The organism is Maricaulis sp. B-26, from assembly GCF_056857855.1.
In genome coordinates this window covers 64,589-91,369 of record NZ_JBSXNX010000026.1, presented here as the reverse complement: position 1 = coordinate 91,369, position 26,781 = coordinate 64,589, and the positions used below count along the sequence as shown (strand labels likewise).

Annotated in this window: 27 protein-coding genes and 1 tRNA gene; 24 read left to right on the top strand and 4 right to left on the bottom strand. The window is 63.3% G+C overall.

Going from position 1 to position 26,781, the window contains the following annotated elements:
- The first annotated feature begins 19 nt into the window (after positions 1–19).
- A complete protein-coding gene (locus AC13HB_RS12780) occupies positions 20–1,327 on the top strand; it encodes an adenosylmethionine--8-amino-7-oxononanoate transaminase (RefSeq protein ID WP_482950154.1) in 1,308 nt (435 codons plus the stop codon).
- Positions 1,328–1,493: 166 nt separating this feature from the next.
- Positions 1,494–1,570 (top strand) — tRNA-Asp (locus tag AC13HB_RS12775).
- An 88-nt stretch (positions 1,571–1,658) separates the two neighbouring features.
- On the opposite strand, the gene AC13HB_RS12770 is transcribed toward AC13HB_RS12775, so the two are convergent.
- On the bottom strand, positions 1,659–2,171 hold the full coding sequence (locus AC13HB_RS12770) for a protoglobin domain-containing protein (protein WP_482950153.1): 513 nt from the start codon (positions 2,169–2,171) through the stop codon (positions 1,659–1,661).
- 369 nt (positions 2,172–2,540) lie between these two features.
- Here AC13HB_RS12770 and AC13HB_RS12765 point away from each other — a divergent pair, with 369 nt between their 5' ends.
- Positions 2,541–3,881, top strand: coding sequence for a DEAD/DEAH box helicase (locus AC13HB_RS12765; RefSeq protein WP_482950152.1), 1,341 nt, complete (start codon positions 2,541–2,543; stop codon positions 3,879–3,881).
- Positions 3,882–3,904: 23 nt separating this feature from the next.
- Here the strand turns inward: AC13HB_RS12765 and AC13HB_RS12760 are convergent, their stop codons facing one another.
- The gene (locus tag AC13HB_RS12760) at positions 3,905–4,654 is read right to left on the bottom strand and encodes an EAL domain-containing protein (RefSeq protein ID WP_482950151.1); all 750 of its coding nucleotides are present in this window, start codon (positions 4,652–4,654) and stop codon (positions 3,905–3,907) included.
- 135 nt (positions 4,655–4,789) lie between these two features.
- Positions 4,790–6,325: an AbgT family transporter gene (locus AC13HB_RS12755; protein ID WP_482950150.1), complete on the bottom strand. Its 1,536-nt coding sequence runs from the start codon at positions 6,323–6,325 to the stop codon at positions 4,790–4,792.
- A 375-nt stretch (positions 6,326–6,700) separates the two neighbouring features.
- Between AC13HB_RS12755 and AC13HB_RS12750 the strand changes: the two genes are divergently transcribed.
- From AC13HB_RS12750 to AC13HB_RS12655, 20 genes are all read left to right on the top strand, one after another.
- Positions 6,701–7,069 carry an NADH-quinone oxidoreductase subunit A gene (locus tag AC13HB_RS12750; RefSeq protein ID WP_482950149.1) on the top strand — a complete coding sequence of 123 codons (369 nt, stop codon included), beginning with the start codon at positions 6,701–6,703 and terminating at the stop codon, positions 7,067–7,069.
- Between the two features lie 3 nt (positions 7,070–7,072).
- Positions 7,073–7,639 (top strand): NuoB/complex I 20 kDa subunit family protein, encoded by a 567-nt coding sequence (locus AC13HB_RS12745; protein ID WP_482950148.1) that lies wholly within the window; start codon positions 7,073–7,075, stop codon positions 7,637–7,639.
- 12 nt (positions 7,640–7,651) lie between these two features.
- Entirely contained in the window at positions 7,652–8,254 is a 603-nt protein-coding gene (locus AC13HB_RS12740) for an NADH-quinone oxidoreductase subunit C (protein ID WP_482950147.1), read from the top strand.
- A 15-nt stretch (positions 8,255–8,269) separates the two neighbouring features.
- Positions 8,270–9,466, top strand: a complete 1,197-nt coding sequence (locus AC13HB_RS12735; RefSeq protein ID WP_482950312.1) for an NADH-quinone oxidoreductase subunit D — start codon at positions 8,270–8,272, stop codon at positions 9,464–9,466.
- Positions 9,463–10,152 (top strand): NADH-quinone oxidoreductase subunit NuoE, encoded by a 690-nt coding sequence (gene nuoE, locus AC13HB_RS12730; protein ID WP_482950146.1) that lies wholly within the window; start codon positions 9,463–9,465, stop codon positions 10,150–10,152. Before AC13HB_RS12735 ends, nuoE begins: the two co-directional genes overlap by 4 nt.
- Positions 10,153–10,155: 3 nt before the next feature.
- Positions 10,156–11,466 (top strand): NADH-quinone oxidoreductase subunit NuoF, encoded by a 1,311-nt coding sequence (gene nuoF / locus AC13HB_RS12725; protein WP_482950145.1) that lies wholly within the window; start codon positions 10,156–10,158, stop codon positions 11,464–11,466.
- A 76-nt stretch (positions 11,467–11,542) separates the two neighbouring features.
- The gene (locus AC13HB_RS12720; protein ID WP_482950144.1) at positions 11,543–11,932 is read left to right on the top strand and encodes a hypothetical protein; all 390 of its coding nucleotides are present in this window, start codon (positions 11,543–11,545) and stop codon (positions 11,930–11,932) included.
- Positions 11,929–14,034 (top strand): NADH-quinone oxidoreductase subunit NuoG, encoded by a 2,106-nt coding sequence (nuoG, locus tag AC13HB_RS12715; RefSeq protein WP_482950143.1) that lies wholly within the window; start codon positions 11,929–11,931, stop codon positions 14,032–14,034. Before AC13HB_RS12720 ends, nuoG begins: the two co-directional genes overlap by 4 nt.
- 3 nt (positions 14,035–14,037) lie before the next feature.
- Positions 14,038–15,111: an NADH-quinone oxidoreductase subunit NuoH gene (gene nuoH / locus AC13HB_RS12710; RefSeq protein WP_482950142.1), complete on the top strand. Its 1,074-nt coding sequence runs from the start codon at positions 14,038–14,040 to the stop codon at positions 15,109–15,111.
- A gap of 5 nt (positions 15,112–15,116) precedes the next feature.
- A complete protein-coding gene (nuoI, locus tag AC13HB_RS12705; protein ID WP_482950141.1) occupies positions 15,117–15,605 on the top strand; it encodes an NADH-quinone oxidoreductase subunit NuoI in 489 nt (162 codons plus the stop codon).
- Between the two features lie 44 nt (positions 15,606–15,649).
- On the top strand, positions 15,650–16,261 hold the full coding sequence (locus AC13HB_RS12700; protein ID WP_482950140.1) for an NADH-quinone oxidoreductase subunit J: 612 nt from the start codon (positions 15,650–15,652) through the stop codon (positions 16,259–16,261).
- Positions 16,261–16,569: an NADH-quinone oxidoreductase subunit NuoK gene (gene nuoK / locus AC13HB_RS12695; RefSeq protein WP_482950311.1), complete on the top strand. Its 309-nt coding sequence runs from the start codon at positions 16,261–16,263 to the stop codon at positions 16,567–16,569. The genes AC13HB_RS12700 and nuoK overlap by 1 nt, the downstream gene beginning before the upstream one ends.
- Positions 16,570–16,576: 7 nt before the next feature.
- Entirely contained in the window at positions 16,577–18,745 is a 2,169-nt protein-coding gene (gene nuoL / locus AC13HB_RS12690; RefSeq protein WP_482950139.1) for an NADH-quinone oxidoreductase subunit L, read from the top strand.
- Positions 18,746–20,260, top strand: a complete 1,515-nt coding sequence (locus tag AC13HB_RS12685) for an NADH-quinone oxidoreductase subunit M (RefSeq protein ID WP_482950138.1) — start codon at positions 18,746–18,748, stop codon at positions 20,258–20,260. It abuts the gene before it with no gap.
- Between the two features lie 12 nt (positions 20,261–20,272).
- On the top strand, positions 20,273–21,715 hold the full coding sequence (gene nuoN / locus AC13HB_RS12680) for an NADH-quinone oxidoreductase subunit NuoN (protein WP_482950137.1): 1,443 nt from the start codon (positions 20,273–20,275) through the stop codon (positions 21,713–21,715).
- Positions 21,716–21,718: 3 nt separating this feature from the next.
- Positions 21,719–22,474 (top strand): biotin--[acetyl-CoA-carboxylase] ligase, encoded by a 756-nt coding sequence (locus AC13HB_RS12675; protein WP_482950136.1) that lies wholly within the window; start codon positions 21,719–21,721, stop codon positions 22,472–22,474.
- A 50-nt stretch (positions 22,475–22,524) separates the two neighbouring features.
- A complete protein-coding gene (locus AC13HB_RS12670; protein ID WP_482950135.1) occupies positions 22,525–23,301 on the top strand; it encodes a type III pantothenate kinase in 777 nt (258 codons plus the stop codon).
- 47 nt (positions 23,302–23,348) lie between these two features.
- Complete coding sequence (locus AC13HB_RS12665) at positions 23,349–24,965, top strand: ribonuclease J (RefSeq protein WP_482950310.1); 1,617 nt, start codon at positions 23,349–23,351, stop codon at positions 24,963–24,965.
- An 11-nt stretch (positions 24,966–24,976) separates the two neighbouring features.
- The gene (gene mce / locus AC13HB_RS12660; RefSeq protein WP_482950134.1) at positions 24,977–25,393 is read left to right on the top strand and encodes a methylmalonyl-CoA epimerase; all 417 of its coding nucleotides are present in this window, start codon (positions 24,977–24,979) and stop codon (positions 25,391–25,393) included.
- Positions 25,393–25,737, top strand: a complete 345-nt coding sequence (locus AC13HB_RS12655) for a DUF1467 family protein (RefSeq protein WP_482950133.1) — start codon at positions 25,393–25,395, stop codon at positions 25,735–25,737. Before mce ends, AC13HB_RS12655 begins: the two co-directional genes overlap by 1 nt.
- Before the next feature lie 10 nt (positions 25,738–25,747).
- Here AC13HB_RS12655 and AC13HB_RS12650 read toward each other — a convergent pair whose 3' ends face one another.
- Positions 25,748–26,227 (bottom strand): DUF1203 domain-containing protein, encoded by a 480-nt coding sequence (locus tag AC13HB_RS12650; RefSeq protein WP_482950132.1) that lies wholly within the window; start codon positions 26,225–26,227, stop codon positions 25,748–25,750.
- Positions 26,228–26,430: 203 nt separating this feature from the next.
- Here AC13HB_RS12650 and AC13HB_RS12645 point away from each other — a divergent pair, with 203 nt between their 5' ends.
- Positions 26,431–26,772, top strand: a complete 342-nt coding sequence (locus AC13HB_RS12645; protein WP_482950131.1) for a 5-carboxymethyl-2-hydroxymuconate Delta-isomerase — start codon at positions 26,431–26,433, stop codon at positions 26,770–26,772.
- Positions 26,773–26,781: the final 9 nt, after the last annotated feature.

Sequence of the window (26,781 nt, the reverse complement as noted above, 5' to 3'; positions counted from 1 at the left end):
GGGCTGCTAAAGGCCAAGTATGACACGTACCGCACCCCTGAATAGCCAGCCGGACTGGTTCGAGCCGGAGCGTTATCACCTCTGGCGCCCCTATACCCAAATGAAAACAACGCCGAATGCGATCCCCGTCGTGTCCGGCGAAGGTTGCTGGCTGGAACTGGCCGACGGTCGGCGGCTGATCGACGGCGTCTCGTCCTGGTGGACGGTGTGCCACGGATACCGACACCCGCACATCGTCGAGGCTGTGAAGCGCCAGCTCGACCGCCTGCCGCATGTCATGCTCGGCGGTCTCACGCACGAGCCGGCAGAACGCCTCGCAACGCGGCTCGCCGATCTGGCACCCGGCACGCTCGATCACGTCTTCTTCTGCGAGTCAGGATCGGTCTCGGTCGAGATCGCCATGAAGATGGCGGTCCAGTCCTGGATCAATCGCGGCGAAAGGGGGCGCAGCCGGTTCGTGTGTTTCCGTGGCGGCTATCACGGCGACACGCTGGCCACGATGTCGGTCTGCGACCCGGAAGAGGGGATGCACAGCCTGTTCGCGGGCAGCCTGCAGCGCCAGATCGTGGCCGACTTGCCGGTCGATGCGGACACTATGAGCCGCTTCGAGGCTCTGCTGGACGCACACAGTAACGAGATTGCCGGCGTTATCACCGAGCCGCTCGTGCAGGGCGCAGGCGGGATGCGGTTCCACGCCCCGGAGACGCTGCAGCGGGTCCGTGCCGCCTGCGATTCCCGTGGGCTGCCGCTGATATTCGACGAGATCATGACCGGGTTCGGACGGCTCGGAAAGATGTGGGCGTCGGAAAAGGCAGGCGTCGTCCCGGACATCATGACGGTATCGAAAGCCCTGACCGGCGGCACATTGCCGCTCGCGGCCGCGATCGCCTCTACGGAAATATTCGAGGCGTTCTGGAGCGACGATGCCGGCGCGGCCCTGATGCACGGGCCGACCTATATGGGCAATCCGGCGGCATGTGCGGCGGCGAACGCCTCGCTCGACTTGTTCGAGCAGGAACCCCGGCTGGAGCAGGTGGCCGGGATCGAATCGACCTTCGCTTCGCGTCTGCCCGAAGCGGCCGCGATTCCCGGCGTCGTCGATGTTCGCTGGCAGGGGGCGATCGGCGTGATCGAGATGGCGGACCTGCCGGACCTCGACGGATTGAAGGCCGCCTTCGTGGAGGCCGGTGTCTGGGTGCGCCCCTTCAACAACATCATCTATCTGATGCCGCCCTATGTCATCCCCGACGCGGAATTGACCCGGCTGATCGACGCGGTCCTTGCCGTGACTCGTGACTGGGCGGAACGACATTTCGGCACAACATAGCTGTACTGGCTCTGGTGAAGGAGCGCCGGAAACATCCTGTAGCGGGCACGGCCGGGAGGCGAACTGCAGGGGATGTGCAATCGGGCTGCAAAGCGTGCTGAAACCCGCTTGACCGCCGAACGCTCTGCTCATAAACAACGCACCTCGCTGAGGCGAGACGCATCGAGCGGGTGTAGCTCAGTTGGTTAGAGCGCCGGCCTGTCACGCCGGAGGTCGCGGGTTCGAGTCCCGTCACTCGCGCCACTTTTTTCGAAGTGGTCACACGATGCGCAGAAAAAGCCGCTCCATCCGGGGCGGCTTTTTTCTTTTCGGCCTTCGCGTCGTGCTCTGCTCAGATCTCGACGGTGTGCGCCGTGTCGACCCAGAATTCGCGGATATAGACCGAGATGGCGAAATCCATGTCGAGGCTGATCACCCGGGTGATTGCGCCGAGCATGTCGGGCAGGGCGGAATCGCTGCGATACTTCTCGGAGAGGATGCGCAGGAGCTCGCACTGGAAGAAGTTGTAGCCCGCTATGTAGATATAGGGGGCCACACGGCGCTCGTAGTGGACCTGACCGACGCGCATGGCGCGAAAGACATAATCCGTGTCGAGCGCTCCGCGGAACAGGTTGAGCCAATGTTCGCGCTGGGCGCGTTTCAGCCCTGCCACCATCGCACGGTCGGCGAAGATGCGTCGGCCTTCCGGGAAGGTCTGCATATGGGCGTAGAAGCGATCGACGATGCCGTCCATCTGCGTCTCGACGAAGGGGTGGATGCCACGAAGGGTCGAGAGGACGTGAGGTGTGATCCCCAGCATGCGAATTTTGCGAGCCAGAAGATCCCTATGTTGATCCGTTTTCATGATAATTTACTAGTAGTTATGGGCGTTACTTCATTTCGCGGGGAGTCGGTGGGGGTGTGCAAGACCCCGGGGCCGCGCGGTCATAAGAAATCCCAGTGTGAGCAATCATTTGCCTTTGCCCGTCATTCATGGGACAAGCCGCGCGTGACGTCGGTGGACCGCAACCCATCAACCGGTTCGGTGCCGACGCGCTGGCGCGACAGTCCCGCCGCACTCCTTCAAAGGAGGCGGGACAGATTGCTGCCACCCGGTGCTTCGGCACCGTTCGAGTTGGCAGCTTAGCGACGCAAGCTTCCACAACCTGTTTTTCGTCGTGACGCCCGATCCTTTCGGTTCGGCGCGCGCGACCCCTGATTGAAAGTAATTGTTTTGACCGCATTCAAGGATCTCGGCCTCGCCGAGCCCATTCTCCGAGCGCTCGCCGACGAGGGCTATGACGCGCCGACCCCCATCCAGGCTGAGACCATCCCGGCCATGCTCGCCGGGCGCGATGTTCTCGGCATCGCTCAGACCGGTACCGGCAAAACCGCCGCATTCGTGTTGCCGATACTCAACGGCATAGCTGGTGAGTCGAACCGCCCAGCTCCAAAAACCTGCCGCGCGCTCATCCTGTCGCCGACGCGCGAGCTTTCCGCACAGATTCTCGAGAATCTCCGGGCCTATGCCCGGCATATGCGCCTGTCCTCGACCCTCGTGGTCGGCGGAGTGAAGCCCGGACCGCAAGTGCGCTCGCTCGCCAAGGGCGTGGATGTGCTGGTGGCGACGCCGGGGCGCCTGCTCGATCTCATGCAGTCCGGCTTTGTACGCATCGATCGTACGACGACCCTGATTCTCGACGAGGCCGACCAAATGCTGGATCTCGGCTTTCTGCCGGCGATCCGGCGAATCGTCTCGCATCTGCCCGAAAAGCGACAAACGGCGCTCCTGTCGGCGACCATGCCGAAACCGATCCGTGCGCTGGCGCACGATCTGCTCGACGATCCGAAACAGATTTCGGTCGCTCCGGCTTCCCGGCCGATCGAGCGCATCGAGCAATCCGTCGTCATGCTGCCCAAGGAAAGCAAGAAGGATCTTCTGCTTGAGCTCATGTCCGACCGTGCGGTCGAGCGGGCCATCGTCTTCTCACGGACCAAGCACGGCGCCGACAAGATCAACAAGCATCTCGTGAATTACGGGCTCAAATCCGCCGCCATTCACGGCAACAAGTCTCAGTCCCAGCGCGTAAAGGCACTGGACGGCTTCAAGACGGGCAGTGTGAAAATTCTCGTCGCGACCGATATCGCGGCACGAGGGATCGATGTGGACGGCGTATCCCATGTGATCAACCACGATCTGCCCAATATCGCGGAAGCCTATGTCCACCGCATCGGGCGGACGGCGCGGGCCGGTAAGAGCGGCGTTGCGGTCTCCATGTGCGAGCCGGGCGAGTATGGCTATCTGCGTGATATCGAAAAGCTGACGGGTCTTGACATAGAGCGCGTCTGGTTGGGCGAGGAGGCCGATTTCCTGGCCGAGGCCAAGCGCGCAACGCCGGCCGCGTCGCAGAAGAAGAAATCGCGTCCGCCGCGCCGAAATCGCGACGGCAATTCCGGCGGGCGGCCGCAACGAAACGGCAATTCTGCGCCGGCGCAGGCGCGTGGCACGGGAGGCGGGCGGAAACGGTCGCGCCGGCGATCCGGACAAAGCCGTCCGGGTGCGCTCGCCGGCTAGACCGCAGGGGAAAGGCTGCGCGGCTATCCGGCTGCGCGGTCTTCCTGATCCCCGAAGGCGCACCGGTTATCCGGTGTGTCGACGAAGGCCTTGAGAATTTCGCTGTCGCGATACACGGCTTCGAGGCGTGGCGCGCTGAACAGATAGCCCTGGATAAGGTCGATCCCCAGATCGCGGACTGCGGCCAGCTCGCCGACGGTCTCGATCCCTTCGGCGATCACAGTAATTCCGAGTTCCCGGCACATCTGCGCCGTGTGACTGACGATTGTCTGGCGGCGCTTGTCCTTGTCCAGGTTCCGCGTCAGGGCCATGTCGAGCTTCACATAGTCCGGTTTGAGATCGGCCAGCTTGTTCAACCCGGAATGACCGGCCCCGAAATCATCGATCGCGGTGCGCAGGCCATGCCGGGCATATTCTTCGACGATCGCCTGGAGCTTGCCGGTTTCGGCGACATCCTCGCTTTCGGTAAACTCGAATATGATCCGGTCGAGCGGAAAACCGGTGCGTTCTGCAGTACGCAGGGTCGCCTTGATGCAATTGGCCGGCTCATAGACGGCATTCGGCATGAAATTGATGCTGAGCGGCGTCTCCATGCCGATCCGGCTGGCGGTCGCGATGGCTGTCACCCGGCAGGTCTGGTCGAAACTATACCGGTTCTCGTCATTGACCATGGCGAGGACGTGCCCTGCGCCTTCGCCCTCGGGACCGCGTACCAGGGCTTCATGCGCGAACACCTTTCCCCGGGCCGTATCGACGATGGGCTGGAACGCCATCTGAATGCACGCGCCGAACCGCGTTCTTCCGCGTTGGCTGCACAGCGTGCAGGGTTTTTCCGCTTTGGTCATCGCACTCACCAGGCCAAGTTTTCCTGGAGACTAGCGAAGGAGCATTAAGAGACCGTATTCGAATCAGTCGTTTGGTGCGACAGATTGCGGCATCTCGTAAAGGAAGCTGGCGTCTCCCGGGCCGAGCGGCAGGTCGAAAACGAACCAGACACCGAGCATCGCCATCGAGGTAAGCAGAATGGCGATCGAGTAGGGGAGCATGATCGCGATCAGGCTGCCCAGACCGAACTCAGGTACATAGCGCTGCGCGAAGATCAGGATCAGCGGGAGATAGGGCATGAGCGGCGTGATGATGTTCGTCGCCTGATCGCCCATGCGATAGGCCAGGGTCGCGCCTTCCGGTGAAATCCCGAGCAGCATCAGCATAGGTACGAAAACCGGAGCGAGAAGGGCCCATTTGGCGGATGCGGATCCCATGAAGAGGTTCAGCACGGCGACCAGGAGCACCATGCCGACGATCAGCAACGGCGCGGGCAGGTCGAGTGCACGCAGGCCTTCCGCGCCGCTGATGGCGATGACGGTATCGATCTCCGAGGCCCCGAAGAGTGCGATGAAGTGAGCCATGGCGAAGGCCAGGATGATGTAGCTGCCCATATCCGCCATGGACCGGCTGCCGAGCTGGACGACGTCGCGATCCGACTTCACCTCGCCGACGGCGATACCGTAGAGCGTGCCGGAAACGAGGAAGGCAATCATCAAAATGGCGACGATGGAGCGGAAGAAGGGGCCGAGACCGCCGTTTGCGTCGCGCAGAATGCCGCTCTCCGGGACGGTCATCCAGAGCACGATGGCGGTCATGACGAGGAGAGACCAGCCCGCCCAGGCAAGTCCCTTCTTCTCGGCGGTCGAAAGGCCGTCATCGGAATCGGGGGCGGCGAAGTCGTCGGGGCGGACCCATTCGCCGAGACGCGGCTCGACAATGCGGTTGTTCACGAAAGTGCCGACGAGGACGAGAATCGGCGTCAGGGCCAGTGTGAAGTAGTAATTGTCCAGATTGTTCAGCGTCCAGCCCGGTTCGATGCCCTGGGCGGCGGTCTGGGTAATGCCGAACAGGAGCGGTTCGAGAGCGGTAACGACCAGATTGGCGGAGAAGCCGGCGGAAACGCCTGCAAAGGTGGCGGCAAGGCCCGCGACGGGGTGTCGCCCGGCCGCCATGAAGACGACGGCGCCCAGCGGCACGAGCACGATATAACCGGAATCGACAGCGAGATTGCCCATGACGCCGGCGAAGACGAGGGTCGGGGTCAACCAGGACGCCGGGACACCGCGGACCATGGCACGCAGACCTGCGGCGAGGAGGCCGGTCTTCTCGGCTATGCCGGCTCCGATCATGACCACCAGCACCATGCCGAGCGGGGCGAAGCCGGTGAGTACGCCGGGCATGCCGACGAGAATATTCTGGAGCTGGGAGCCGGTGAGCAGATTCTGGACCGTCACGGAGTCGCCGCTGACCGGGTGCACCACAGAAGTCCCGAGCGCGGCCAGTCCGAACGAGGCGAGGAGAATGATACCGATCAGCGCGACGAATATTGTCACCGGATCGGGCAGACGATTGCCGGCGCGTTCGACCGCATTGAGAATGGACGTTCCGATGCTCATGAAATCCCCCCGAAATTACCGTTCGGCTTACCGGGCCAGAGAGTGCCCGCATTCGCACATGCGACGCAAGCGAGATCGTAGTCATCGTTTTGGCGGTTTGCTTCAACGGGTATCCGATAGCTTCGGCGATGATGATCCGCACGGCACTTGTTGCAAGTCATTCTCAAATATTATTGATTATCCCCGGATCGAGGTGCCGCCAACTGATTTCAGGCCGCTCTTAGGCCTTGCCCGCAGCGCCGCTGCGCTCTAGCTTCCGCGCGAAATCGGGCAGGGGCCCCTTTTGGCGTTTCCGATTCGCCTTTTTGCGTATCGCGCCTACCCTTTTAAAGGGTGTCCCGCACCGAAACGGACACAAGAAGGCGAGGCCCGGCGATGGACGCATTGCTTCTCGATTACCTGCCCATCCTGATCTTTTTCGGAATTGCAGCGGCGATAGGCCTGGGCTTCATGCTCGCGGCCTTCGTGATCGCGCCGTCCAAGCCGGACCCGGAAAAGGTCTCGACCTACGAATGCGGTTTCAACGCCTTCGACGACGCCCGGATGAAGTTCGACGTGCGCTTCTACCTCGTCGCCATCCTCTTCATCATCTTCGACCTCGAGGTCGCCTTCCTCTTCCCCTGGGCCGTGACCCTGAAAGAGCATCTGGGCGTGTTCGAGTTCTGGTCGATGATGGTTTTCCTCGCTGTTCTCACCATCGGCTTCATTTACGAGCTGAGAAAAGGCGCGCTGGACTGGGAGTGATCCATGACCTCTGACCTGACCCCCCATGCCGGCATGGCCGGCCGCGCCGCCGTTCCCGGCTATGATCCGAAGAAGCACGATCCGTTCTTCGACGGCGTCAGCGACGCGTTGGCCGACAAGGGCTTCGTCGTCGCGGCTGCCGACGATCTGGTGACCTGGGCCCGGACGGGCTCGCTGATGTGGATGACCTTCGGTCTCGCCTGCTGCGCGGTCGAGATGATGCAGGCCTCCATGCCGCGCTACGACGTCGAGCGCTTCGGCTTCGCGCCGCGGGCGTCCCCGCGCCAGTCGGACGTGATGATCGTGGCGGGTACGCTCACCAACAAGATGGCTCCGGCGCTTCGCAAGGTCTATGACCAGATGCCCGAGCCTCGCTACGTCATCTCGATGGGGTCGTGCGCCAATGGCGGCGGCTATTACCACTATTCCTATTCCGTCGTGCGCGGTTGCGACCGGATCGTCCCGGTCGACGTCTACGTGCCGGGCTGCCCGCCGACCGCCGAAGCGCTGGTCTACGGCATTCTGCAACTGCAGAAGAAGATCCGCCGTGAAGGCTCGATCGAGCGCTAGGAGAGACTGTCTATGAGCGAAGCTCTCAAACTCCTCGGCGAGCACATCGCATCGGCCCGGGAAGACGCCGTCACCGGATGGCATATCACGCATGGCGAGCTGACCGTGGAAATCCACCGCGATCAGATCGAGGGCATGCTGACCTTCCTGCGTGACGATCCGGCCTGCCGCTTCACCACGCTGATCGATATCTGCGGTGTCGACTACCCGCAGCGCTCCGAGCGTTTCGAGGTTGTCTATCATCTCCTGTCGATGCACCAGAACCACCGCATCCGCGTGAAGCTGTCGACCGATGCCGAGACCGCCGTACCCAGCGTGATCCCGGTCTATCCGGTTGCCGACTGGTTCGAGCGCGAGGCCTTCGACATGTACGGCATCGTCTTCTCCGGTCACCCGGACCTGCGCCGCCTGCTCACCGATTACGGTTTCGAGGGGCATCCGCTGCGCAAGGACTTCCCGCTCACCGGCTTCGTGGAAGTGCGGTGGGACGAGGAGCAGAAGCGGGTGGTCTACGAACCCGTCGAGCTCGTTCAGGAATATCGCGACTTTGATTTCATGAGCCCGTGGGAAGGCGCGAAATACGTCATCCCGGGCGACGAAAAGGCGGAGGGCTGAGTCATGGCTGACGATATGACCAAGGCCCAGGGCGCCGAACGCAATTTCACCATCAATTTCGGTCCGCAGCACCCGGCTGCGCACGGTGTGCTGCGCCTCGTGCTGGAGCTGGACGGCGAGGTTGTCGAGCGTGTCGACCCGCATATCGGCCTTCTGCACCGCGGCACCGAAAAACTGCTCGAGCACAAGACCTATCTCCAGGGCATCGGCTATTTCGACCGTCTCGACTACGTCGCGCCGATGAACCAGGAGCATGCCTTCTGCATGGCGGCCGAGCGGCTCGCCGGCATCGAGGTGCCCAAGCGCGGCCAGTATGTCCGCGTGCTCTATTGCGAGATCGGCCGTATCCTGAACCATTTGCTGAACGTGACGACCCAGGCCATGGACGTCGGCGCCCTGACGCCGCCGCTCTGGGGTTTCGAGGAGCGCGAGAAGCTGATGGTCTTCTACGAGCGCGCTTCCGGTTCGCGCATGCACGCCCACTATTTCCGTCCGGGCGGCGTGCACCAGGACCTGCCGCCGAAGCTGATCGAAGACATCCGCAAATGGTGCGACGAGTTCCCGAAGGCGCTCGACGATATCGACAGCCTCCTGACCGAGAACCGCATCTTCAAGCAGCGCAATGTTGATATCGGCGTCGTGACCAAGGAAGACGTGCTCGCCTGGGGCTTTTCCGGCGTGATGGTGCGCGGTTCGGGCCTCGCCTGGGATCTGCGCCGTTCGCAGCCCTACGAAGTCTATAACGAGCTCGATTTCGAGATTCCGGTCGGCAAGAACGGCGACTGCTACGACCGTTATCTCTGCCGCATGGAAGAGATGCGCGAGTCGGTGAAGATCATGATCCAGTGCTGCGACTGGCTCATGAAGCCGGAGAATACGGGCGAGGTGCTGGCCACCGACTCCAAGTTCTCGCCGCCGCGCCGCGCCGAGATGAAGCGCTCCATGGAAGCGCTCATCCAGCACTTCAAGCTCTATACCGAGGGTGTGCGCGTCGAAGAGGGCGAGTGCTATGCCGCCGTCGAGGCGCCCAAGGGCGAATTCGGCGTCTACCTCATCGCCGACGGATCCAACACGCCTTACCGCGTTAAGATCCGCGCACCGGGCTTTGCCCACCTTGCCGCCATGGATTTCATGAATCGCGGGCACATGCTCGCCGACGTCTCGGCCATTATCGGATCGCTCGACGTCGTCTTCGGGGAGATCGACCGATGAGCGTTCGCCGTCTCGCGAAGGAACAGCCGGACAGCTTCGCCTTCAACAAGAAGAGCGAGGACGAGATCAAGTTCTGGCTGGCCAAATATCCCGAGGGCAAGCAGGCCTCGGCGGTCATCCCGATGCTGTGGATCGCGCAGAAGCAGGAAGGCTGGGTCTCCGAACCCGCCATCCGCGAGATCGCGGACCGGCTGGGCATGCCCTATATCCGCGTCTACGAGGTCGCGACCTTCTACACCATGTTCAACCTGGAGCCGGTCGGCGAGCACCTGATCCAGGTCTGCGGCACCACGCCCTGCATGCTGCGCGGCTCGGACGATCTCATCTCCGTCTGTAAGAACCGCATCGGCAAGCAGCACGAGATGTCCGAGGACGGCAAGTTCACCTGGGTCGAGGTGGAGTGCATGGGCGCCTGCGCCAATGCCCCGATGATCCAGCTCGCCAACAAGGACGGCGACCACTACATCGAGGACCTGGACGGCGAAAAGTTCGAGAAGCTCCTCGACGACCTCGCTGCCGGCAAAAAGGTCGAGTACGGCCCGCAATCGGAGCGCAATGCCTCCGAGCCGCACGGCACCAAGGTCCTCTCCGATCCGTCGCTCTATGACGGCTCCAAGGCCAAGAAGATCAAGCTGCCGAACGCTGCCCCCAAGGGCAAGGCGAAGTCGGCAAAGGCGGAGGGCTAGACCATGACCCAGCTTCTCCAGGACAAGGACCGTATCTTCACGAACCTGTTCGGCCACCACTCGCCGGACCTCGAGGCTGCCAAGCAGCGCGGGGCGTGGAACGGTACCAAGGAAATGCTCGAGCAGGGGCGCGACTGGATCATCGACCAGATGAAGGCGTCCGGCCTGCGCGGTCGTGGGGGCGCCGGTTTCCCGACCGGGCTGAAATGGTCCTTCATGCCCAAGGAAGTGGGCGCCCGCCCGCACTATCTCGTCGTCAATGCCGACGAATCCGAGCCGGGCACCTGCAAGGACCGCGAGATCATGCGGCACGATCCGCATCTTCTCATCGAGGGCTGCCTGCTCGCCTCGTTCTCCATGCAGGCTCACGCCTGCTATATCTATCTGCGCGGCGAATACGTCACCGAACGCCTGGCGATGGAGAAGGCGGTCAAGGAGGCCTATGAGGCCAAGCTGATCGGCGAGAAGAACGTCCATGGCTGGCCGTTCCACGTCTATATCCATCACGGCGCCGGCGCCTATATCTGCGGCGAGGAGACGGCCTTGCTGGAAAGCCTGGAAGGCAAGAAGGGCCAGCCGCGCCTGAAGCCGCCTTTCCCGGCCAATGCCGGCCTCTACGGCTGCCCGACCACGGTCAATAATGTCGAGTCCATCGCCGTCGCGGGCACGATCCTGCGCCGCGGCGCCGAATGGTTCGCCGGCTTCGGCCGCGAGCGCAATGTCGGCACCAAGATCTTCTCGATCTCCGGCCATGTGAACAATCCGTGCAATGTCGAAGAAGTGATGGGCATCCCGCTCAAGACCCTCATCGAGACCCATGCGGGCGGCGTGCGCGGCGGCTGGGACAATCTCAAGGCGGTCATTCCGGGCGGTTCGTCCGTCTCGCTTCTGCCGAAGGACATCTGCGACGACGTGCTGATGGATTTCGACGCCCTTCAGGCGCACAAATCCGGTCTCGGCACCGCTGCCGTCATCGTCATGGACAAGTCCACCGACGTCGTGAAGGCGATCGCGCGGATTTCCTACTTCTACCGGCATGAGAGCTGCGGCCAGTGCACGCCGTGCCGCGAGGGCACCGGCTGGATGTGGCGTGTGCTCGAGCGGATGGCGCGTGGCGAGAGCTCGATCGAGGAGATCGACATGCTGCTCGACGTCGCCGGCCAGGTCGAAGGTCACACGATCTGCGCCCTCGGCGACGCGGCCGCCTGGCCGGTCCAGGGCCTCATCCGCCATTTCCGGTCCGAAATCGAGGACCGCATCAACAATTATCGCGCCGGCAAGCCGGTGTTCGTGTCGCAAGTGGCAGCGGAGTAGGGCGGACGTGAGAACTTTCCTCACATACGTTCTGGCTGCCCTTGTCGCCGCTCTCGTCCTCTCAGGGCCGGAGTTCATGTCTGCATTGACGTCTGGCGATCCGCGTTTGGTTGCCGGCGGGCTCGCAGCGGCGATGGTCGGCTTTCTGATCGATCTGCTCGTCGCGTTTCATGTTTTCGGTCTTGTATGGTTGATCGCGAGCAGCCTCTTCAAGCGCTTCGGGCACGAAGTCAGGAAGATGGGCAATCTCTTTCTGGGAGCGGCAGTCTACGCACTGCCTCCAATGGTCTTTTTTGTGCTCTCAAGGCTCACGACCGTGGAAACGGGCTCCGGGCCGAACTTTATTCCTTTCTCGGACCCCGGCTTTCTGGTTGCGCTGGCCACGACTGTGCTCGCTGGCGCCGCCTGGGGCACAGTTTTTTGGATTCGGGCGCCTAAGCCCACAACAGCAGGGATCGCAGCATGAGCGACGACCTTCGCAAAATCATTATCGACGGCGAGGAAATCGAGGTTCCGAATTCCTACACGCTGTTGCAGGCGGCCGAGGCAGCCGGGCGGGAAATTCCGCGCTTCTGCTATCACGAGCGCCTGTCCGTGGCCGGCAATTGCCGCATGTGCCTCGTCGAGCTCGTCGGCGCGCCGAAGCCGGCTGCGTCCTGCGCGATGAATGTGCGCGATATGCGCGGCGGGCCGAATGGCGAACCGCCGGCGATGAATACGCTCTCGCCCATGGTCAAGAAGGCCCGCGAAGGGGTGATGGAGTTCCTCCTCATCAACCACCCGCTCGACTGCCCGATCTGCGACCAGGGCGGCGAATGCGACCTGCAGGACCAGTCTCTCGTCTATGGCCGTACCGGTTCCCGTTTCCCGGAGAACAAGCGCGCGGTCGAAGACAAGGAAATGGGCCCGATCATCAAGACGGAGATGACGCGCTGCATCCAGTGCACGCGCTGCGTCCGCTTCGTCACCGAGGTCGCCGGCGTGCCGGAGATCGGCATGATCGGCCGCGGCGAGGATGCCGAGATCACGACCTATCTCGAGAACGCGGTGACGTCGGAGCTGTCCGGCAATGTCATCGATCTCTGCCCGGTCGGTGCGCTCACCTCCAAGCCCTATGCCTTCAACGCCCGCCCGTGGGAGCTGAAGAAGACCGAGACCATCGACGTGATGGATGCGGTCGGCTCGAATATCCGCGTCGACGCCCGCAGCGGCGCCGTGCTGCGCATCCTGCCGCGCGTCCATGAGGGCGTGAACGAGGAGTGGATCTCCGACAAGACGCGCTATGCCTGGGAAGGTCTCGGACGTCAGCGTCTCGACAAGCCCTATGTCCGCGAGAACGGCAAGCTGCGTCCGGCGAGCTGGCCGGAAGCGCTCGAGATCGCGTCCAAGCGCCTGTCCGGCGATGCCTCCAGGATCGGCGCGATCGCCGGCGATCTCTGCTCGGCCGAGGAAATGAAGGCCGCCAAGGACCTGTTCGACGCACTCGGCATCGCGTCCTACGACTGCCGTCAGGACGGCGCGAAAGTTGGTGCCAAAAACGGGGACGGCAAGCGCGAAGAGTATCTCTTCAATTCCACGATTGCGGGGATGGAGGACGCCGATGCGATCCTCATCGTCGGTTCCAACCCGCGCACCGAAGCGGCCATCATCAATGCCCGCATCCGCAAGACCTGGCTTCACAACGACACCAAGGTGGGTCTGATCGGCGAGCCGGTCGACCTGACCTATGACTACGAGCATGTCGGCACGTCTGCAGCCGACCTGGCCGGGCTCAAGAAGAAGCGTTCCGGCTTCATCAAGACCCTCAAGGACGCCAAGCGTCCACTCATCCTGCTCGGCGCGGGTGCCCTGACGGGTGCCGATGGCGCCCAGGTGCTGCGCGCGGCGGGCGAGCTGGCTGCCGCCGTCGGCGCCGTGAGCGAAGAGTGGAACGGCTTCTCCGTGCTGCACACGGCTGCCAGCCGCGTGGCGGGTCTCGATCTCGGCTTCGTGCCGGGCGAGGGCGGTCACGATGTGGCGGGCATGCAGTCCACGGCGATGGATACGGTGATCCTGATGGGCGCGGACGAGCTGGACATGTCCAGCTTCGGCGATGCCTTCGTCATCTATGTCGGCAGCCATGGCGACAATGGCGCCCACCGGGCCGACCTGATCCTGCCGGGCGCTGCCTGGACGGAGCAAGACGGTCTCTTCGCCAATACCGAAGGCCGCGTCCAGCTGGCCTTCCGCTCGACCTTCCCGAAAGGCGAGGCGAAGGAGAACTGGGCCATCTTCCGCGCGCTGTCCGACCGGCTCGGCAAGACGCTGCCCTATGACAATATCACCGAGCTGCGTCACAAGCTGTTCGAGGACGTTCCCGTTCTGGGCGGAATCGATCATGCCCCGGGCGCGGCCACGGCTGCGGAGTTCGATGCCAAGACGATCGGTGCCGCCGGCGATGTCGCCGACACGCCGTTCAAGCCGGCCGTCGAGAACTTCTATTTCACGAACCCGATTGTGCGGGCTTCCAGGACGCTGGCGGAATGCTCCGCCATCGCCCAGGGGCCGGCCGAGATGGCTGCGGAGTAAGCGATGAGCGATTTCGTCTCACAATTCGGCCCGCTCTGGGGCACGCTGGCGGTTCTTGGCCAGATCCTGGCCTTCGTGATTGTCCTGCTGATCTCGCTGGCCTTCCTGCTGCTGATGGACCGCAAGGTCTGGGCCGCCGTGCAGATGCGCAAGGGCCCGAACGTGGTCGGCGCCTTCGGTCTGCTGCAATCCTTCGCCGACTTCTTCAAGTTCGTGTTCAAGGAAATCGTCGTCCCCGCAGGCGCGGACCGTTCGCTCTATCTGCTGGCGCCGCTACTGACCCTGATCCTCGCCTTCGTGACCTGGGCTGTCGTGCCGGTCGCGCCGGGCTGGGTGATCGCGGACATCAATGTCGGCATCCTCTATCTCTTCGCCATGAGCTCGCTGGGCGTCTACGGCATCATTATCGGCGGCTGGGCCTCCAACTCGAAATATCCCTTCCTGGGCGCGCTTCGCTCGGCGGCTCAGATGGTCTCCTATGAAGTCTCCATCGGCTTCATCATCGTGACCGTTCTGCTCTTCGCCGGCTCCATGCGCCTGTCGGACATCATCGAGCTGCAGGCGGGCGGGTTCTGGAACTGGAACCTGCTGGCCTTCCACGCCTTCCCGCTGCCCATGTTCCTGGTGATGATCCCGATGGCGGCGATGTTCTTCATCTCCGCGCTGGCCGAGACCAACCGCCCGCCCTTCGACCTTCCCGAAGCGGAATCGGAGCTCGTGGCCGGCTACCAGGTCGAGTATTCCTCGACCCCGTACCTGCTCTTCATGGTCGGCGAGTATCTCAACATCGTGCTGATGTGCGCGATGACGACGATCCTTTTCTTCGGCGGCTGGAACGCGCCCTTCCCGGACGGCTTCGTGGCCGACTGGCCGTACCTGGTGACGCAGGCCTGGTACTTCTTCTGGTTCGCCATCAAGGTCGTCTTCTTCTTCTTCATGTTCGCGATGGTGAAGGCCCTGGTGCCGCGCTACCGCTACGACCAGCTGATGCGTCTGGGCTGGAAGATCTTCCTGCCCGCCTCCCTGGCCGCGGTCGCGCTGGTCGGCGCCGCCGTCGTCTACGGCCCGCAAGGATAAAGCCCATGAGCCGTTTGCAGCAGACCATCCGTGGCGCCCTCCTGATGGACTTCTGGTCCGCTTTCGGGCTGGGCATGCGCTACTTCTTCAAGAAGAAGGCGACGCTGAACTATCCCTTCGAGAAGGGACCGCTCAGCCCGCGCTTCCGTGGCCAGCATGCGCTGCGCCGCTATCCCAACGGGGAAGAGCGCTGCATCGCCTGCAAGCTGTGCGAGGCGATCTGTCCGGCCCAGGCGATCACCATCGAGGCCGAACCGCGCGAGGACGGCTCCCGCCGCACGACGCGCTACGACATCGACATGACGAAATGCATCTATTGCGGCTACTGCCAGGAGGCATGCCCGGTGGATGCAATCGTGGAAGGCCCGAACTTCGAGTTCGCCGCCGAAACCCGCGAAGAACTATTCTACGACAAGGCAAAACTTCTCGAGAACGGCGATCGCTGGGAACGGGAAATTGCCAAGAACCTTGAACTGGATGCGCCGTACCGCTGAGGCGGCACGTTCGCTAAGGACGCATTTGAGAGGAAGAGGGCGCCATGCTCGCAAACCTGGCCTTCTGGGCCTTTTCCGGAGTGGCGATACTGTCGGCCCTGATGGTCGTTATCGCACGCAACCCGGTGAGGTCGGTTCTGTTCCTGATCCTGGCCTTTATCTCGGCCGCGGGACTCTTCGTGCTGCTGGGCGCCGAATTCCTGGCGATGCTGCTCATCGTCGTCTATGTCGGCGCGGTCGCGGTGCTCTTCCTCTTCGTCGTGATGATGCTCGACGTGGACTTCACCGAGCTGAAGCAGGGTTTTCTGAGCTATCTGCCGCTGGGCGGCCTGATCGCGCTCGTGCTGGCGGCTGAACTCGCCATGATCGGCATGACATGGCAGGTCTCCCCGCAGGCTGAAGCGCTGCGCGCGGCTGCCATGCCGGAGGGCATGAGCAATATCGAGGCGCTCGGTCTCGTGATCTACGACCAGTACATCTACTTCTTCCAGACGGCCGGCCTCGTGCTGCTGGTCGCCATGATCGGCGCCATCGTGCTGACCCTCCGCCACAAGCCGGGCGTCAAGCGCCAGAGCGTGACGGCCCAGGTCGGCCGCGACCGCAAGGACGCCATCGAAATGCACGACATCAAGCCGGGACAGGGGATTGGAGAATGATCGAGGTGGGCCTTGGGCATTATCTCGCCGTCGCAGCGATGATCTTCACGATCGGTGTGTTCGGCATCTTCGTGAACCGGAAGAACGTCATCATCCTCCTGATGTCGATCGAGCTCATCCTGCTCTCGGTGAACATCAATCTGGTGGCCTTCTCCAGCTTCCTCGGGGATCTGGCCGGACAGGTGTTCGCACTCTTCGTTCTGACCGTGGCCGCGGCCGAAGCCGCCGTGGGCCTCGCCATTCTCGTCGTCTTCTTCCGCAACCGGGGTGACATCTCGGTTGAGGGCGTCAACCTGATGAAGGGCTAGGGGAACCATGGCACCCATTATCGTCTTCGGGCCGCTCCTGGCCTCGATCTTTGCCGGGTTGTTCGGGAATTATATCGGGCACCGCGCCGCGCAGACCGTGACCACGGCTTCCGTGCTGCTGGCCGCTATACTGTCCTGGATCGTCTTCTTCGACGTCACCATGGGCGGCAATACCCAGACCATCCATCTCGCCACCTGGATGAGCGTCGGGGCCTTCGACGTCTCCTGGGCCATCAAGCTGGACAGCCTGTCCGCGGTGATGCTGGTCGTGGTGACCACGGTCTCCTCGCTGGTGCACGTCTATTCCTGGGGCTACATGTCCCACGATCCGCACCGCGCGCGCTTCTTCTCCTACCTGTCGCTCTTCACCTTCGCCATGCTGGCCCTGGTGACCGCCGACAACTTCCTCCAGCTCTTCTTCGGCTGGGAAGGGGTGGGCCTGGCGTCCTATCTCCTGATCGGCTTCTGGTACAAGAAGAAGTCGGCCAATGACGCGGCCATCAAGGCTTTCGTGACGAACCGCGTCGGCGATTTCGGATTCGCGCTCGGCATCATGGCGCTCTTCCTCGTCTTCGGCTCGGTGAGCTTCGACGACGTGTTCGGCGCCATCGGCGGCCATGGCGAGGATGTGCTGGCCTTTGCGGGCATGCAGTTCAATGCGATCGAGCTGATCGCCTTCCTGCTCTTCATCGGCGCCATGGGCAAGTCGGCCCAGTTCTTCCTCCATGTCTGGCTGCCGGACGCGATGGAAGGCCCGACGCCGGTCTCCGCGCTGATCCACGCCGCGACGATGGTGACGGCCGGCGTCTTCCTCGTCGTGCGCTGTTTCCCGATCTACGAAGCGGCGCCGGCAGCGTCGGCTTTCGTGACGGTGATCGGTGCCGTGACGGCGCTGTTCGCGGCGACGGTCGGCCTGGCCCAGAACGACATCAAACGTGTCGTGGCCTATTCGACCTGTTCGCAGCTCGGCTACATGTTCTTCGCGGCGGGCCTCGGTCTCTATTCGGCCGCCATGTTCCACCTCTTCACGCACGCCTTTTTCAAGGCGCTGCTCTTCCTCGGATCGGGCGCCGTCATTCACGGCCTGCACGACGAGCAGGACATGCGGAAGATGGGTGGTCTGCACAAGATGATGCCCATGACCTGGGGGCTGATGCTGATCGGTACGCTCGCGCTTACCGGCGTCGGCCTGCCGCCCTTCACGCTGTTCGGCGTCGAGCTGGGCGGCATCGGCTTCGCCGGCTTCTACTCGAAGGACATGATCATCGAGGAAGCCTTCATGATGGGGCAGGAAGGTCTCTTCTTCGGCATGCCGGCCTTCTGGATCGGCGTCGTGGCGGCGCTGCTGACCAGCTTCTATTCCTGGCGCCTGATCTTCATGACCTTCCACGGTTCCTTCCGTGGCGAGCAGAAAGACTATGACCACGCCCATGACAGCAACTGGGTGATGACCGGTCCGCTGGTCCTGCTGGCGATCGGTGCGGTCTTCGCCGGTGCCATGTTCAAGGACGACTTCGTCGGCAAGGGCGCGTTCGGTTTCTGGGGCGACGCCGTCCCGGCTGGTCCCTATGCGGAAGGCAATTATCCCGAATATGCCGAAGGTTATGCCGTCGAGGGTACTTATGCCGATGCTGAGCACGCCGCGGACGAGCAAGCGACCGGGGATCATGCTGTCGCAGACGACTCGCACGGTGAGACCAGCACTGCCGATGCCGGGCACGCAGTCGCGGCGCAGGCCGATGATGCGCATGGCGCAGAGGAACACCATGGCGGGCACCATCCGCCCACCTGGGTCCTCTGGGCACCTTTCATCGTGACCTGGGTCGGCTTCTTCGGTGCGGTCTGGTTCTACATCGTCAAGGAAGGCATCGGGGCGCGCATCGCTGCACGTGGCGGCCCGCTGCACAGCTTCCTCTACAACAAGTGGTATTTCGACGAGATCTACCAGTTCGTCTTCGTTCGCGGCGCCAAGGGGCTCGGCGACCTGTTCTGGAAGATCGGCGATGTTCGCATCATCGACGGTCTCGGCCCGGACGGGTTCGCGGGAACCACGCTTGCAGCGGCCCGCCGGCTGGCCAAGGCCCAGTCCGGATATCTCTACCACTACGCATTCGTCATGCTGATCGGCGTTCTGGGCTTCACGCTCTGGATCGTTACCGGCGCAGGAGGCCAATAGATGTTCGGCGAGTTCGAAGCCTTCATTTCGATCCTGACCTTCGTCCCGGCCGTCGGTGCGCTGGTCATTGCGATCTTCCGGTTCGCAGCCCGGTCCGAGGACCAGGCCCTGATCGACCGGAATTCACGCGTCGTCGCCTTCCTGACGACGATGGTCACGCTACTGCTCTCTGTCCTGCTGGTCTTGAACTTCGACCCGGAGAACACCGGCTTCCAGTTCGTGCACGAGATCACCTGGCTCGACCAGATCGGCCTCGGCTACCGCATGGGCGTGGACGGTATTTCGGTGCTCTTCGTGCTGCTGACGGCCTTCCTGATGCCGATCTGTATTCTGGCATCCGGATCGATCCAGAAGCGGGTGGCGGACTACATGATCGCTTTCCTGCTGCTGGAGACGCTGATCATCGGCGTGTTCACGGCACTCGATCTGGTCCTGTTCTACGTCTTCTTCGAAGGCGGCCTGATCCCGATGTTTCTCATCATCGGCGTCTGGGGCGGTCAGAACCGCGTCTATGCGGCCTTCAAATTCTTCCTCTACACCCTGCTCGGCTCCGTGCTGATGCTGGTCGCGATGATCTACATGTTCCTGCAGGCGGGAACGACGGACATCACGGTCCTGCTGGAAACGGAGTTTACGCGTAACGCCCAGATGTGGATGTGGCTGGCCTTCTTTGCCTCCTTCGCGGTGAAGATGCCGATGTGGCCGGTCCATACCTGGCTCCCGGACGCGCACGTGCAGGCACCGACGGCCGGCTCTGTGATCCTGGCCGGCGTGCTGCTGAAGCTGGGCGGTTACGGCTTCCTTCGCTTCTCGCTGCCGATGTTCCCTGAGGCGAGCGACTATTTCGCGCCGCTGGTCTTCATCCTGTCGATCATCGCCATCGTCTACACCTCGCTGGTCGCCTTCCGGCAGACCGACATCAAGAAGCTGATCGCCTATTCCTCGGTCGCCCATATGGGCTTCGTGACGATGGGCCTGTTCGCGATGAACGATGTCGGCGTGCAGGGCGCGATCTTCCAGATGATCTCGCACGGCGTGATCTCTGGCGCGCTCTTCCTCTGCGTCGGCGTGATCTACGATCGCATGCACACCCGCGAAATCGCCTTCTATGGCGGTCTCGTGCACAAGATGCCGGTCTATGCCGCTGTATTCGCCCTGTTCGCCATGGGTAATGTCGGCCTGCCGGGCACGTCGGGCTTTATCGGCGAGATCATGACGATGGTCGGCGCCTTCCAGGTCGACTGGTGGATCGCCACCGGCGCGGCTGCCGGCGTCATCCTGTCGGCTATGTACATGCTGACCGTCTACCGCAATGTGGTCTTCGGCGAGATGACCAATCCGAAGCTGGAGAATATCAGCGACCTCAATCTGACCGAATGGATCATCTTCATTCCGCTCATCATCGGTACGCTGGTTCTCGGCTTCTTCTCGACCCTGATCACCGACGTGACGGCGGCTTCGGTCGACCATCTGATTTCCAACTATGACGCGGCGATCGCCGTGCTGGCACAGTAGGAGCCGCGAGCCATGACGGCGGACATGCTTTCCCAGGATTTGTCGCTTCTCATTCCCGAGCTGATGCTGGCCGGCGGCGCCATGGCGTTGTTGATGCTGGGCGTCTTCCTGAAGGGCGAGGGCGTCAACAAGCTGGTTCAATGGCTGACGGTTGCGCTGCTGGCCGGTGCCGGTTTTGCGACTCTCTTCCTCGTCGGCGGCGAGGGGCAGGCCTTCAACGGCAGCTTCGTCTTCGACGGGCTTGCGCGTTTCTCCAAGGTCGCCGTGACCCTCGTGGCCGCGATCGCCATGCTGCTGGCCATGCCGTATCTGCAGGCGGAGAAGCTCGGCAAGATCGAGTATCCGATCCTGGTCGCGCTGGCCGTCACCGGCATGATCATGATGATCTCGGCCAACGACCTGATCGCCATGTATATGGGCATCGAGCTGCAGTCGCTGGCGCTCTACGTGCTCGCCGCCTTCAACCGTGACAGCCTGCGCGCCTCGGAAGCCGGCCTGAAGTATTTCGTGCTCGGTGCCCTGTCCTCGGGGCTGCTGCTCTACGGTGCGTCCCTGGTTTACGGCTTTACCGGCGCGACCGGCTTCAACGAAATCGCCATTGCGGTTGCCGGCGGCCCGTCCGTCGGCCTGATCTTCGGCCTCGTCTTCGTGATCTCGGGCCTGGCCTTCAAGGTCTCTGCCGCGCCCTTCCACATGTGGACGCCGGACGTCTATGAAGGCGCACCGACCCCTGTCACGGCCTTCTTCGCAACGGCGCCGAAATTCGCCGCCATGATCCTGCTCGCCCGCCTCCTGACCGAGCCCTTCGGCGAGATGGTCGATCAGTGGCGGGACATTGTCTGGGTGCTGGCGGTCCTGTCCATGGCCGTGGGCGCCTTCGGCGCGCTGACCCAGCAGAACATCAAGCGTCTGATGGCCTATTCCTCGATCGGCAATATGGGCTACGCCCTGGTAGCCGTCGCAGCGGCCAGCCAGACCGGTCTGTGGGCGCTGCTCGTCTATCTGACGCTCTACATGATCAGCGTGATCGGTTCATTCGCCGGCATCCTGTCCATGCGGACGCGCGAAGGCATGGTCGAGCAGGTCGATGATCTGGCCGGTCTCGCCCAGCGCAATCCGGGCCTGGGCTGGTCGATCACGGCGCTGATGTTCTCCATCGGCGGTCTGCCCTTCATGGTCGGCTTTTTCGGGAAATTCTTCCTGATCTATGCCGCCGTGCAGTCAGACCTGATGATCCTTGCCGTGCTGGCCGTACTCTTCTCCGTCGTGGGCGCGGCCTATTATCTGCGCGTCGTGAAGGTGATCTGGTTCGACAGCTCCGAGATCGAATTCGTTCCGGCCGCGCCGAGCATCTACTGGGTGACGCGTCTCGCCGGCCTTTCGACCGTGGTCCTGCTGCCGGTTCTTGGCTGGCTGGTCTATCGCGCCTATTCGGTCGGTCTGGCGACGCTCTAGGCCTTGGCCCCGCTCGCGCCCCGTATCGACTGGCTGGACGAGACCGCCTCGACCAACCAGGACGCGCGCGAGCGGGCGATCGGCGGCGAGCGCGGTCCGCTCTGGATTGCCGCGCGCCGGCAGACTGCGGGCCGGGGACGCCGCGGCCGCGCCTGGACCGGCCTCGACGGCAATCTCTTCACTACCGGCCTCTATACGCTGCAGGTCGATGCCGCCCGTGCGTCGGAGCTTTCCTTCGCGGCGGCACTTGCCGTGGCGGCGGTCTGCGACAGAGCGCTTGGCGACACGGCCCGGACCCGTCTGAAATGGCCCAATGACGTGCTCGTGGACGGTCGCAAGGCGGCTGGCATTCTGCTCGAGTCGGGCGAGGCGCCCGGCGGCGGCCTGTGGATCGCCATCGGGATCGGTATCAATCTCGCCGCCGCGCCGCAGGATGTGGAGCGTCCGGCGATCTCGCTCGCCAGTGCTGGCGAAACCCTCGACCGCGAAACCGCGCTGGATGTCCTGATCGACGCCTTCGAGAAAGAACGGGCGGCCTGGCAGCTCGACGGGTTCGGCCCGATCCGCGATCGCTGGCTCAGCCGGGCTCACGGCCTGGGCGATATCTGCGAGGCGCGCCTGTCCAACGAGACGCTTCGCGGCACATTCGCGGACCTCGGTCCGGACGGCGCACTGAGACTGGACTTGGACGGCGGCGGTCGACGGTATATCTCCGCAGGCGAAGTGTTTTTCCCGGACGCCGTGCCTGCGCGCGGCTAGGATCAGCCGGGCCGTCGCTCCGCACCGATGCGGGGCAGGAAAGGACGCACATGCTGCTGGCAATCGATTGCGGCAATACCAATACGCTTTTCGCCATCCATGACGGCAAGAGCTGGGTCGCGCAGTGGCGCTCGGGTACCGACAGCACCCGCACCGCCGACGAGCATGCCGTCTGGCTCTCCCAGCTGATGGCGCTGCAGGGCTTCAAGTTCGACGACATCAATGCGTGTGTGATCTCGACCGTGGTGCCGCAGGCCCTGTTCAACCTGCGCAATCTCTCGCGCCGCTATTGCCATTGCGAGCCTGTGATCGTGGGCGAGCCGGGCGTGAGAATGGATATCGAGGTCCGTCTCGACCGGCCCCAGGATGCCGGTGCCGACCGCCTCGTGAACGCGCTCGGCGCCCGGGCGGCCTATGAGGGCGCGCTGATCATCATCGACAGCGGGACGGCGACGACCTTCGACGTGATCGCCGCGGACGGCGCTTTCGAGGGCGGTGTAATCGCGCCCGGCATCAATCTGTCCATGCAGGCCCTTCACGCCGCAGCGGCGAAACTGCCGCGGGTCGCCATCGCCAAGCCTTCGAACGTGATGGGCAAGGATACGGTCACAGCGATGCAGTCCGGCGTGTTCTGGGGCTATATCGACCTCATCGACGGCCTGGTCGAACGGCTCAAGGCTGAAATCACCGGCCCCGTCACGGTCATCGCGACCGGCGGCGTGGTCTCCCTGTTCGAAGGCGCCTCGCGCACCATCGATCATTACGACGCGGACCTGACAATCCGCGGTCTTCTCGAAGTCTGGAAACGCAATGGCGGTGGTCAGTGACCGATAGCCTCTACTTCCTGCCGCTCGGCGGCTCCGATGAAATCGGCATGAATCTGAACCTCTACGGCTACGGCCCCGAGGATCGCCAGAAATGGGTCATCGTCGATTGCGGCGTCACCTTCGGGGACCTGTCGACGCCGGGCGTCGACCTGATCATGCCGGACCCGGCATTCATCGAGGAGCGCGCGGAAGATCTTCTGGGCATGGTGCTCACGCACGCCCACGAGGACCATATGGGGGCTGTCGCGCATCTCTGGCGCCGTCTGCGCTGTCCGATCTGGGCGACGCCCTTCACCGCCTGGCTGGTCCGCGACCGGTTGCGTGAATACGGCCTGGAGGATGAGGTCGAGCTGCATGAGATCGCGCTCGACAGCCGGTTCGATCTCGGGCCGTTCGATTTCCAGCTGGTCACGCTGACCCATTCCATTCCCGAGCCCAATGGTCTTGCCATTCGCACGCCGGCGGGTCTCGTCCTGCATACGGGCGACTGGAAGATCGATCCCGATCCGTTGATCGGCGAGACGACGGACGTCTCTGCGCTCACGGATCTGGGCGAAGAGGGCGTGCTGGCCATGGTCTGCGACAGCACGAATGTGTTCTCGCCGGGCGAAGCCGGTTCGGAAGCGGGCGTGCGCGAGGAGCTGATCAAGGTGGTCGGCGAGCACAAGGGCAAGGTTGCCATCGCCGCCTTCGCCTCCAATGTCGCGCGTCTGCAATCCGCCATCGAGGCCGCCGAGGCGAATGGCCGGCGTGTCTGCCTGGTCGGGCGATCCATGCACCGCATGACGGCCGCGGCCAAATCCGTCGGCCTGTTGCAGCATGTTCAGGACTTCGTCGGCGAAGAGGAGGCGGGCTTCTTCCCGCCCGAGAAAATTCTCTATCTCTGCACAGGCAGCCAGGGTGAGCCGCGGGCCGCTCTGTCGCGCATCGCCGAGGGCAATCATCGCAATGTGACGCTGGGAGACGGCGATACGGTGATCTTCTCCAGCCGCGTCATTCCCGGAAACGATATCGGGATTTTCCAGCTCCAGAACCGGCTGGCCGAGCGTGGCGTCAATATCATCACCGAGAAGGACCGGCCGATCCACGTGTCGGGCCATCCCTGCCGCGACGAGCTCGCCCAGATGTACCGCTGGGCCCAGCCGCAGGTCTCGATCCCTGTGCATGGCGAGCGCCGTCATCTGATCGAGCACGCGAAATTCGCGCGCGAGCTGCAGGTGCCGGAGGCCGTGACCGTGCGCAATGGCGACATGGTCGAGCTGAAAGCCGGTCAGAAGGCTCGCATCGTCGACGAGGCGCCTGCCGGACGTCTCCATGTCGACGGTAACTTCATCACCGATGCCGACGCACTCTCCATGCGGGAGCGCCGCAAACTCGCCTATGCGGGCCAGATCGTCGTCTCGATGGCGGTCAGCGGGAAGGGCGAGGTCGCCTCGGGCCCGGAAATCCGCTTCTCCGGCGTGGCCGAGGATGCGCGCTACAGCCTCGAGGATTTCGAGGAAGCCCTCGCGGACGCCGCCGAGCGCCGCTACGACAAGCTGGGCCGTCGCGAGCGTCGCGATATCGACGTCGCCGAAGAGGAAATCCGCCGCGCCGTGCGCCGCGAAGCCAACCAGATCTGGGGCAAGAAGCCCTGGGTCGAAGTCATTCTTCTGGAAGTGTGAGGAGATCGGGCATGAAGATCGGACGTCTCAATCATGTCGGCGTGGCCGTACCGGACATCGAGGCCGCCAAGGCGACTTACGCCAATCTCTACGGCGCGGACGACGCGACCGAGACCAAGGATTTCCCGAAACTCGGCGTGCGCGTCGCCTTCGTGAAGCTCGCCAATTCCGAGATCGAGCTGCTCGAGCCGCTAGGCGATGAAAGCCCGGTGCACAAATTCCTCGAGCGCAATCCCAAGGGCGGTCAGCACCATCTCTGCTTCGAGGTGCCCGATATCGTCGCCGCGCGCGACGACATGGTCGCCAAGGGCGCGACGGTGCTGGGTACGGGCGAGCCCTATATCGGGGCGCATGGCGTTCCGGTCATCTTCATCCACCCGAAGAACTCCAACGGCCAGCTCATCGAACTGATGCAGGAGCCGAAGTGATGTCCCGCTGGCTCAAGGCGGCACCGGTCGCCATCGCCTTCCTGCTCTGGCTGACCCGCTTCTTCATCCGCGACAGCGGCGCCGGCATCGCCAATGGCGTCGTGGTCTTCCTGATCGCCTGGTGGCTGGTTTTCTTCACCATGCTGCCGATCGGCGTGCGTTCGCAGGAAGAAGCGGGCGACGTGCTCGAGGGCTCGGAGCCCGGCGCGCCCGAGGCGCCGAACCTCAAGCAGAAGGCCTGGTGGACGACCTCGATCACCTCGGTGATCTGGATAGGCTATTTTATCCTCGTCACCACAGTCGACATCAACGACCTGCTGCCGACCGACGGGTATTGGGGCTAGGCGGGGCGCTTCAGCCAGCCCGTTCCGTGCGGGTCACCCGGGCAGCGAAACATCCGTACGCCGCATTGTGGACGTCGATATAGGCGATCGCGTCCCGTTCCAGCGCACGCTCGATCGCCCCGCGCGGATTTCCGTCGAGAACGAGGTCGGCTCCGGCCAGCATGCCGCGCGCGTCGAAGAGGCGCAGCGCCAGCGGGCGTCCCCTCATGACCGGCGGGATGTCGCCGGTATAGACCGCCGCATCGCGGGCCAGTTCGCGGACATAGATCGCATAAGCGGAGCGGTAGGGCGTCGGTGCGGAATGGCTCTCATGATTGAGCAGAAGCAGGGTTTCGCCCGGTTCGGCATCGTCCAGCGTGACTCGGCAGGGAAAGCCCGGCCTGGATGTCGCTTCCGTGCGGACGATGCCGCGGCGGGCGAGGACCGCATCGCTCAGTTCGAACAGGGGCAGGAAAGGTGCCGGCGAAAGGCCGGAAATCTGGAAGGTCATGGCGAGGCTCCGGTGGTTTGACCGGGCTGTCTTGCCTGACGGGGAAGTTTGAGCCCACCCGCTTCTTGCGGCGACGCGTAATCGCATATCCGCGTGCAGACGCGCGCTTGCAACGGCCTCCGGACGGAGCAACTTAACGCATCCAGGTGTTGCGGGCACGTTCGGGCCCCGACCCATATTTCCGGGACGACAGGGAGACCGTCATGCCTCATGCCATCATCGAACATTCCGGCGCCGGCCGGCTGACCGTTTCCGACCAGGTCCTGGCCGATACGGTTTTCGCCGCCATGGATGTGGCGGGCCTGTTCGACAGCGAAGACATCAAGGTCCGCGTTCACCCGGTTACGGCCAGCCATAACGGCGCCGCCGACTACACCTTCGTACACGTCGATATCCGCATCATGCCGGGGCGAACCTCGCTGCAGAAGAAAGACTGCGCCCGGCGCGTCGCGGACGCGCTCCATGCGTTGGAAGGCGGGGTGAGTTCCATCACCGTGGAAGTCAACGATATCGACGCCGAGGTCTATGGGAAGATCGTGGTCTAGACGGAGATG

What these genes read in the sequence shown, in the direction of transcription:
- nuoF (WP_482950145.1), top strand. Translation starts at nt 10,156, where the DNA reads ATGACCCAGCTTCTCCAGGACAAGGACCGTATCTTCACGAACCTGTTC.
- nuoH (WP_482950142.1), top strand. Translation starts at nt 14,038, where the DNA reads ATGAGCGATTTCGTCTCACAATTCGGCCCGCTCTGGGGCACGCTGGCG.
- AC13HB_RS12755 (WP_482950150.1), bottom strand. Translation starts at nt 6,325, where the DNA reads ATGAGCATCGGAACGTCCATTCTCAATGCGGTCGAACGCGCCGGCAAT.
- nuoL (WP_482950139.1), top strand. Translation starts at nt 16,577, where the DNA reads ATGGCACCCATTATCGTCTTCGGGCCGCTCCTGGCCTCGATCTTTGCC.
- AC13HB_RS12740 (WP_482950147.1), top strand. Translation starts at nt 7,652, where the DNA reads ATGAGCGAAGCTCTCAAACTCCTCGGCGAGCACATCGCATCGGCCCGG.
- nuoE (WP_482950146.1), top strand. Translation starts at nt 9,463, where the DNA reads ATGAGCGTTCGCCGTCTCGCGAAGGAACAGCCGGACAGCTTCGCCTTC.
- AC13HB_RS12670 (WP_482950135.1), top strand. Translation starts at nt 22,525, where the DNA reads ATGCTGCTGGCAATCGATTGCGGCAATACCAATACGCTTTTCGCCATC.
- AC13HB_RS12665 (WP_482950310.1), top strand. Translation starts at nt 23,349, where the DNA reads ATGAATCTGAACCTCTACGGCTACGGCCCCGAGGATCGCCAGAAATGG.
- nuoI (WP_482950141.1), top strand. Translation starts at nt 15,117, where the DNA reads ATGAGCCGTTTGCAGCAGACCATCCGTGGCGCCCTCCTGATGGACTTC.
- AC13HB_RS12685 (WP_482950138.1), top strand. Translation starts at nt 18,746, where the DNA reads ATGTTCGGCGAGTTCGAAGCCTTCATTTCGATCCTGACCTTCGTCCCG.
- AC13HB_RS12760 (WP_482950151.1), bottom strand. Translation starts at nt 4,654, where the DNA reads ATGGCGTTCCAGCCCATCGTCGATACGGCCCGGGGAAAGGTGTTCGCG.
- AC13HB_RS12735 (WP_482950312.1), top strand. Translation starts at nt 8,270, where the DNA reads ATGACCAAGGCCCAGGGCGCCGAACGCAATTTCACCATCAATTTCGGT.
- AC13HB_RS12750 (WP_482950149.1), top strand. Translation starts at nt 6,701, where the DNA reads ATGGACGCATTGCTTCTCGATTACCTGCCCATCCTGATCTTTTTCGGA.
- AC13HB_RS12645 (WP_482950131.1), top strand. Translation starts at nt 26,431, where the DNA reads ATGCCTCATGCCATCATCGAACATTCCGGCGCCGGCCGGCTGACCGTT.
- nuoG (WP_482950143.1), top strand. Translation starts at nt 11,929, where the DNA reads ATGAGCGACGACCTTCGCAAAATCATTATCGACGGCGAGGAAATCGAG.
- AC13HB_RS12655 (WP_482950133.1), top strand. Translation starts at nt 25,393, where the DNA reads ATGTCCCGCTGGCTCAAGGCGGCACCGGTCGCCATCGCCTTCCTGCTC.
- AC13HB_RS12780 (WP_482950154.1), top strand. Translation starts at nt 20, where the DNA reads ATGACACGTACCGCACCCCTGAATAGCCAGCCGGACTGGTTCGAGCCG.
- AC13HB_RS12700 (WP_482950140.1), top strand. Translation starts at nt 15,650, where the DNA reads ATGCTCGCAAACCTGGCCTTCTGGGCCTTTTCCGGAGTGGCGATACTG.
- AC13HB_RS12720 (WP_482950144.1), top strand. Translation starts at nt 11,543, where the DNA reads ATGTCTGCATTGACGTCTGGCGATCCGCGTTTGGTTGCCGGCGGGCTC.
- AC13HB_RS12650 (WP_482950132.1), bottom strand. Translation starts at nt 26,227, where the DNA reads ATGACCTTCCAGATTTCCGGCCTTTCGCCGGCACCTTTCCTGCCCCTG.
- mce (WP_482950134.1), top strand. Translation starts at nt 24,977, where the DNA reads ATGAAGATCGGACGTCTCAATCATGTCGGCGTGGCCGTACCGGACATC.
- AC13HB_RS12770 (WP_482950153.1), bottom strand. Translation starts at nt 2,171, where the DNA reads ATGAAAACGGATCAACATAGGGATCTTCTGGCTCGCAAAATTCGCATG.
- nuoN (WP_482950137.1), top strand. Translation starts at nt 20,273, where the DNA reads ATGACGGCGGACATGCTTTCCCAGGATTTGTCGCTTCTCATTCCCGAG.
- AC13HB_RS12745 (WP_482950148.1), top strand. Translation starts at nt 7,073, where the DNA reads ATGACCTCTGACCTGACCCCCCATGCCGGCATGGCCGGCCGCGCCGCC.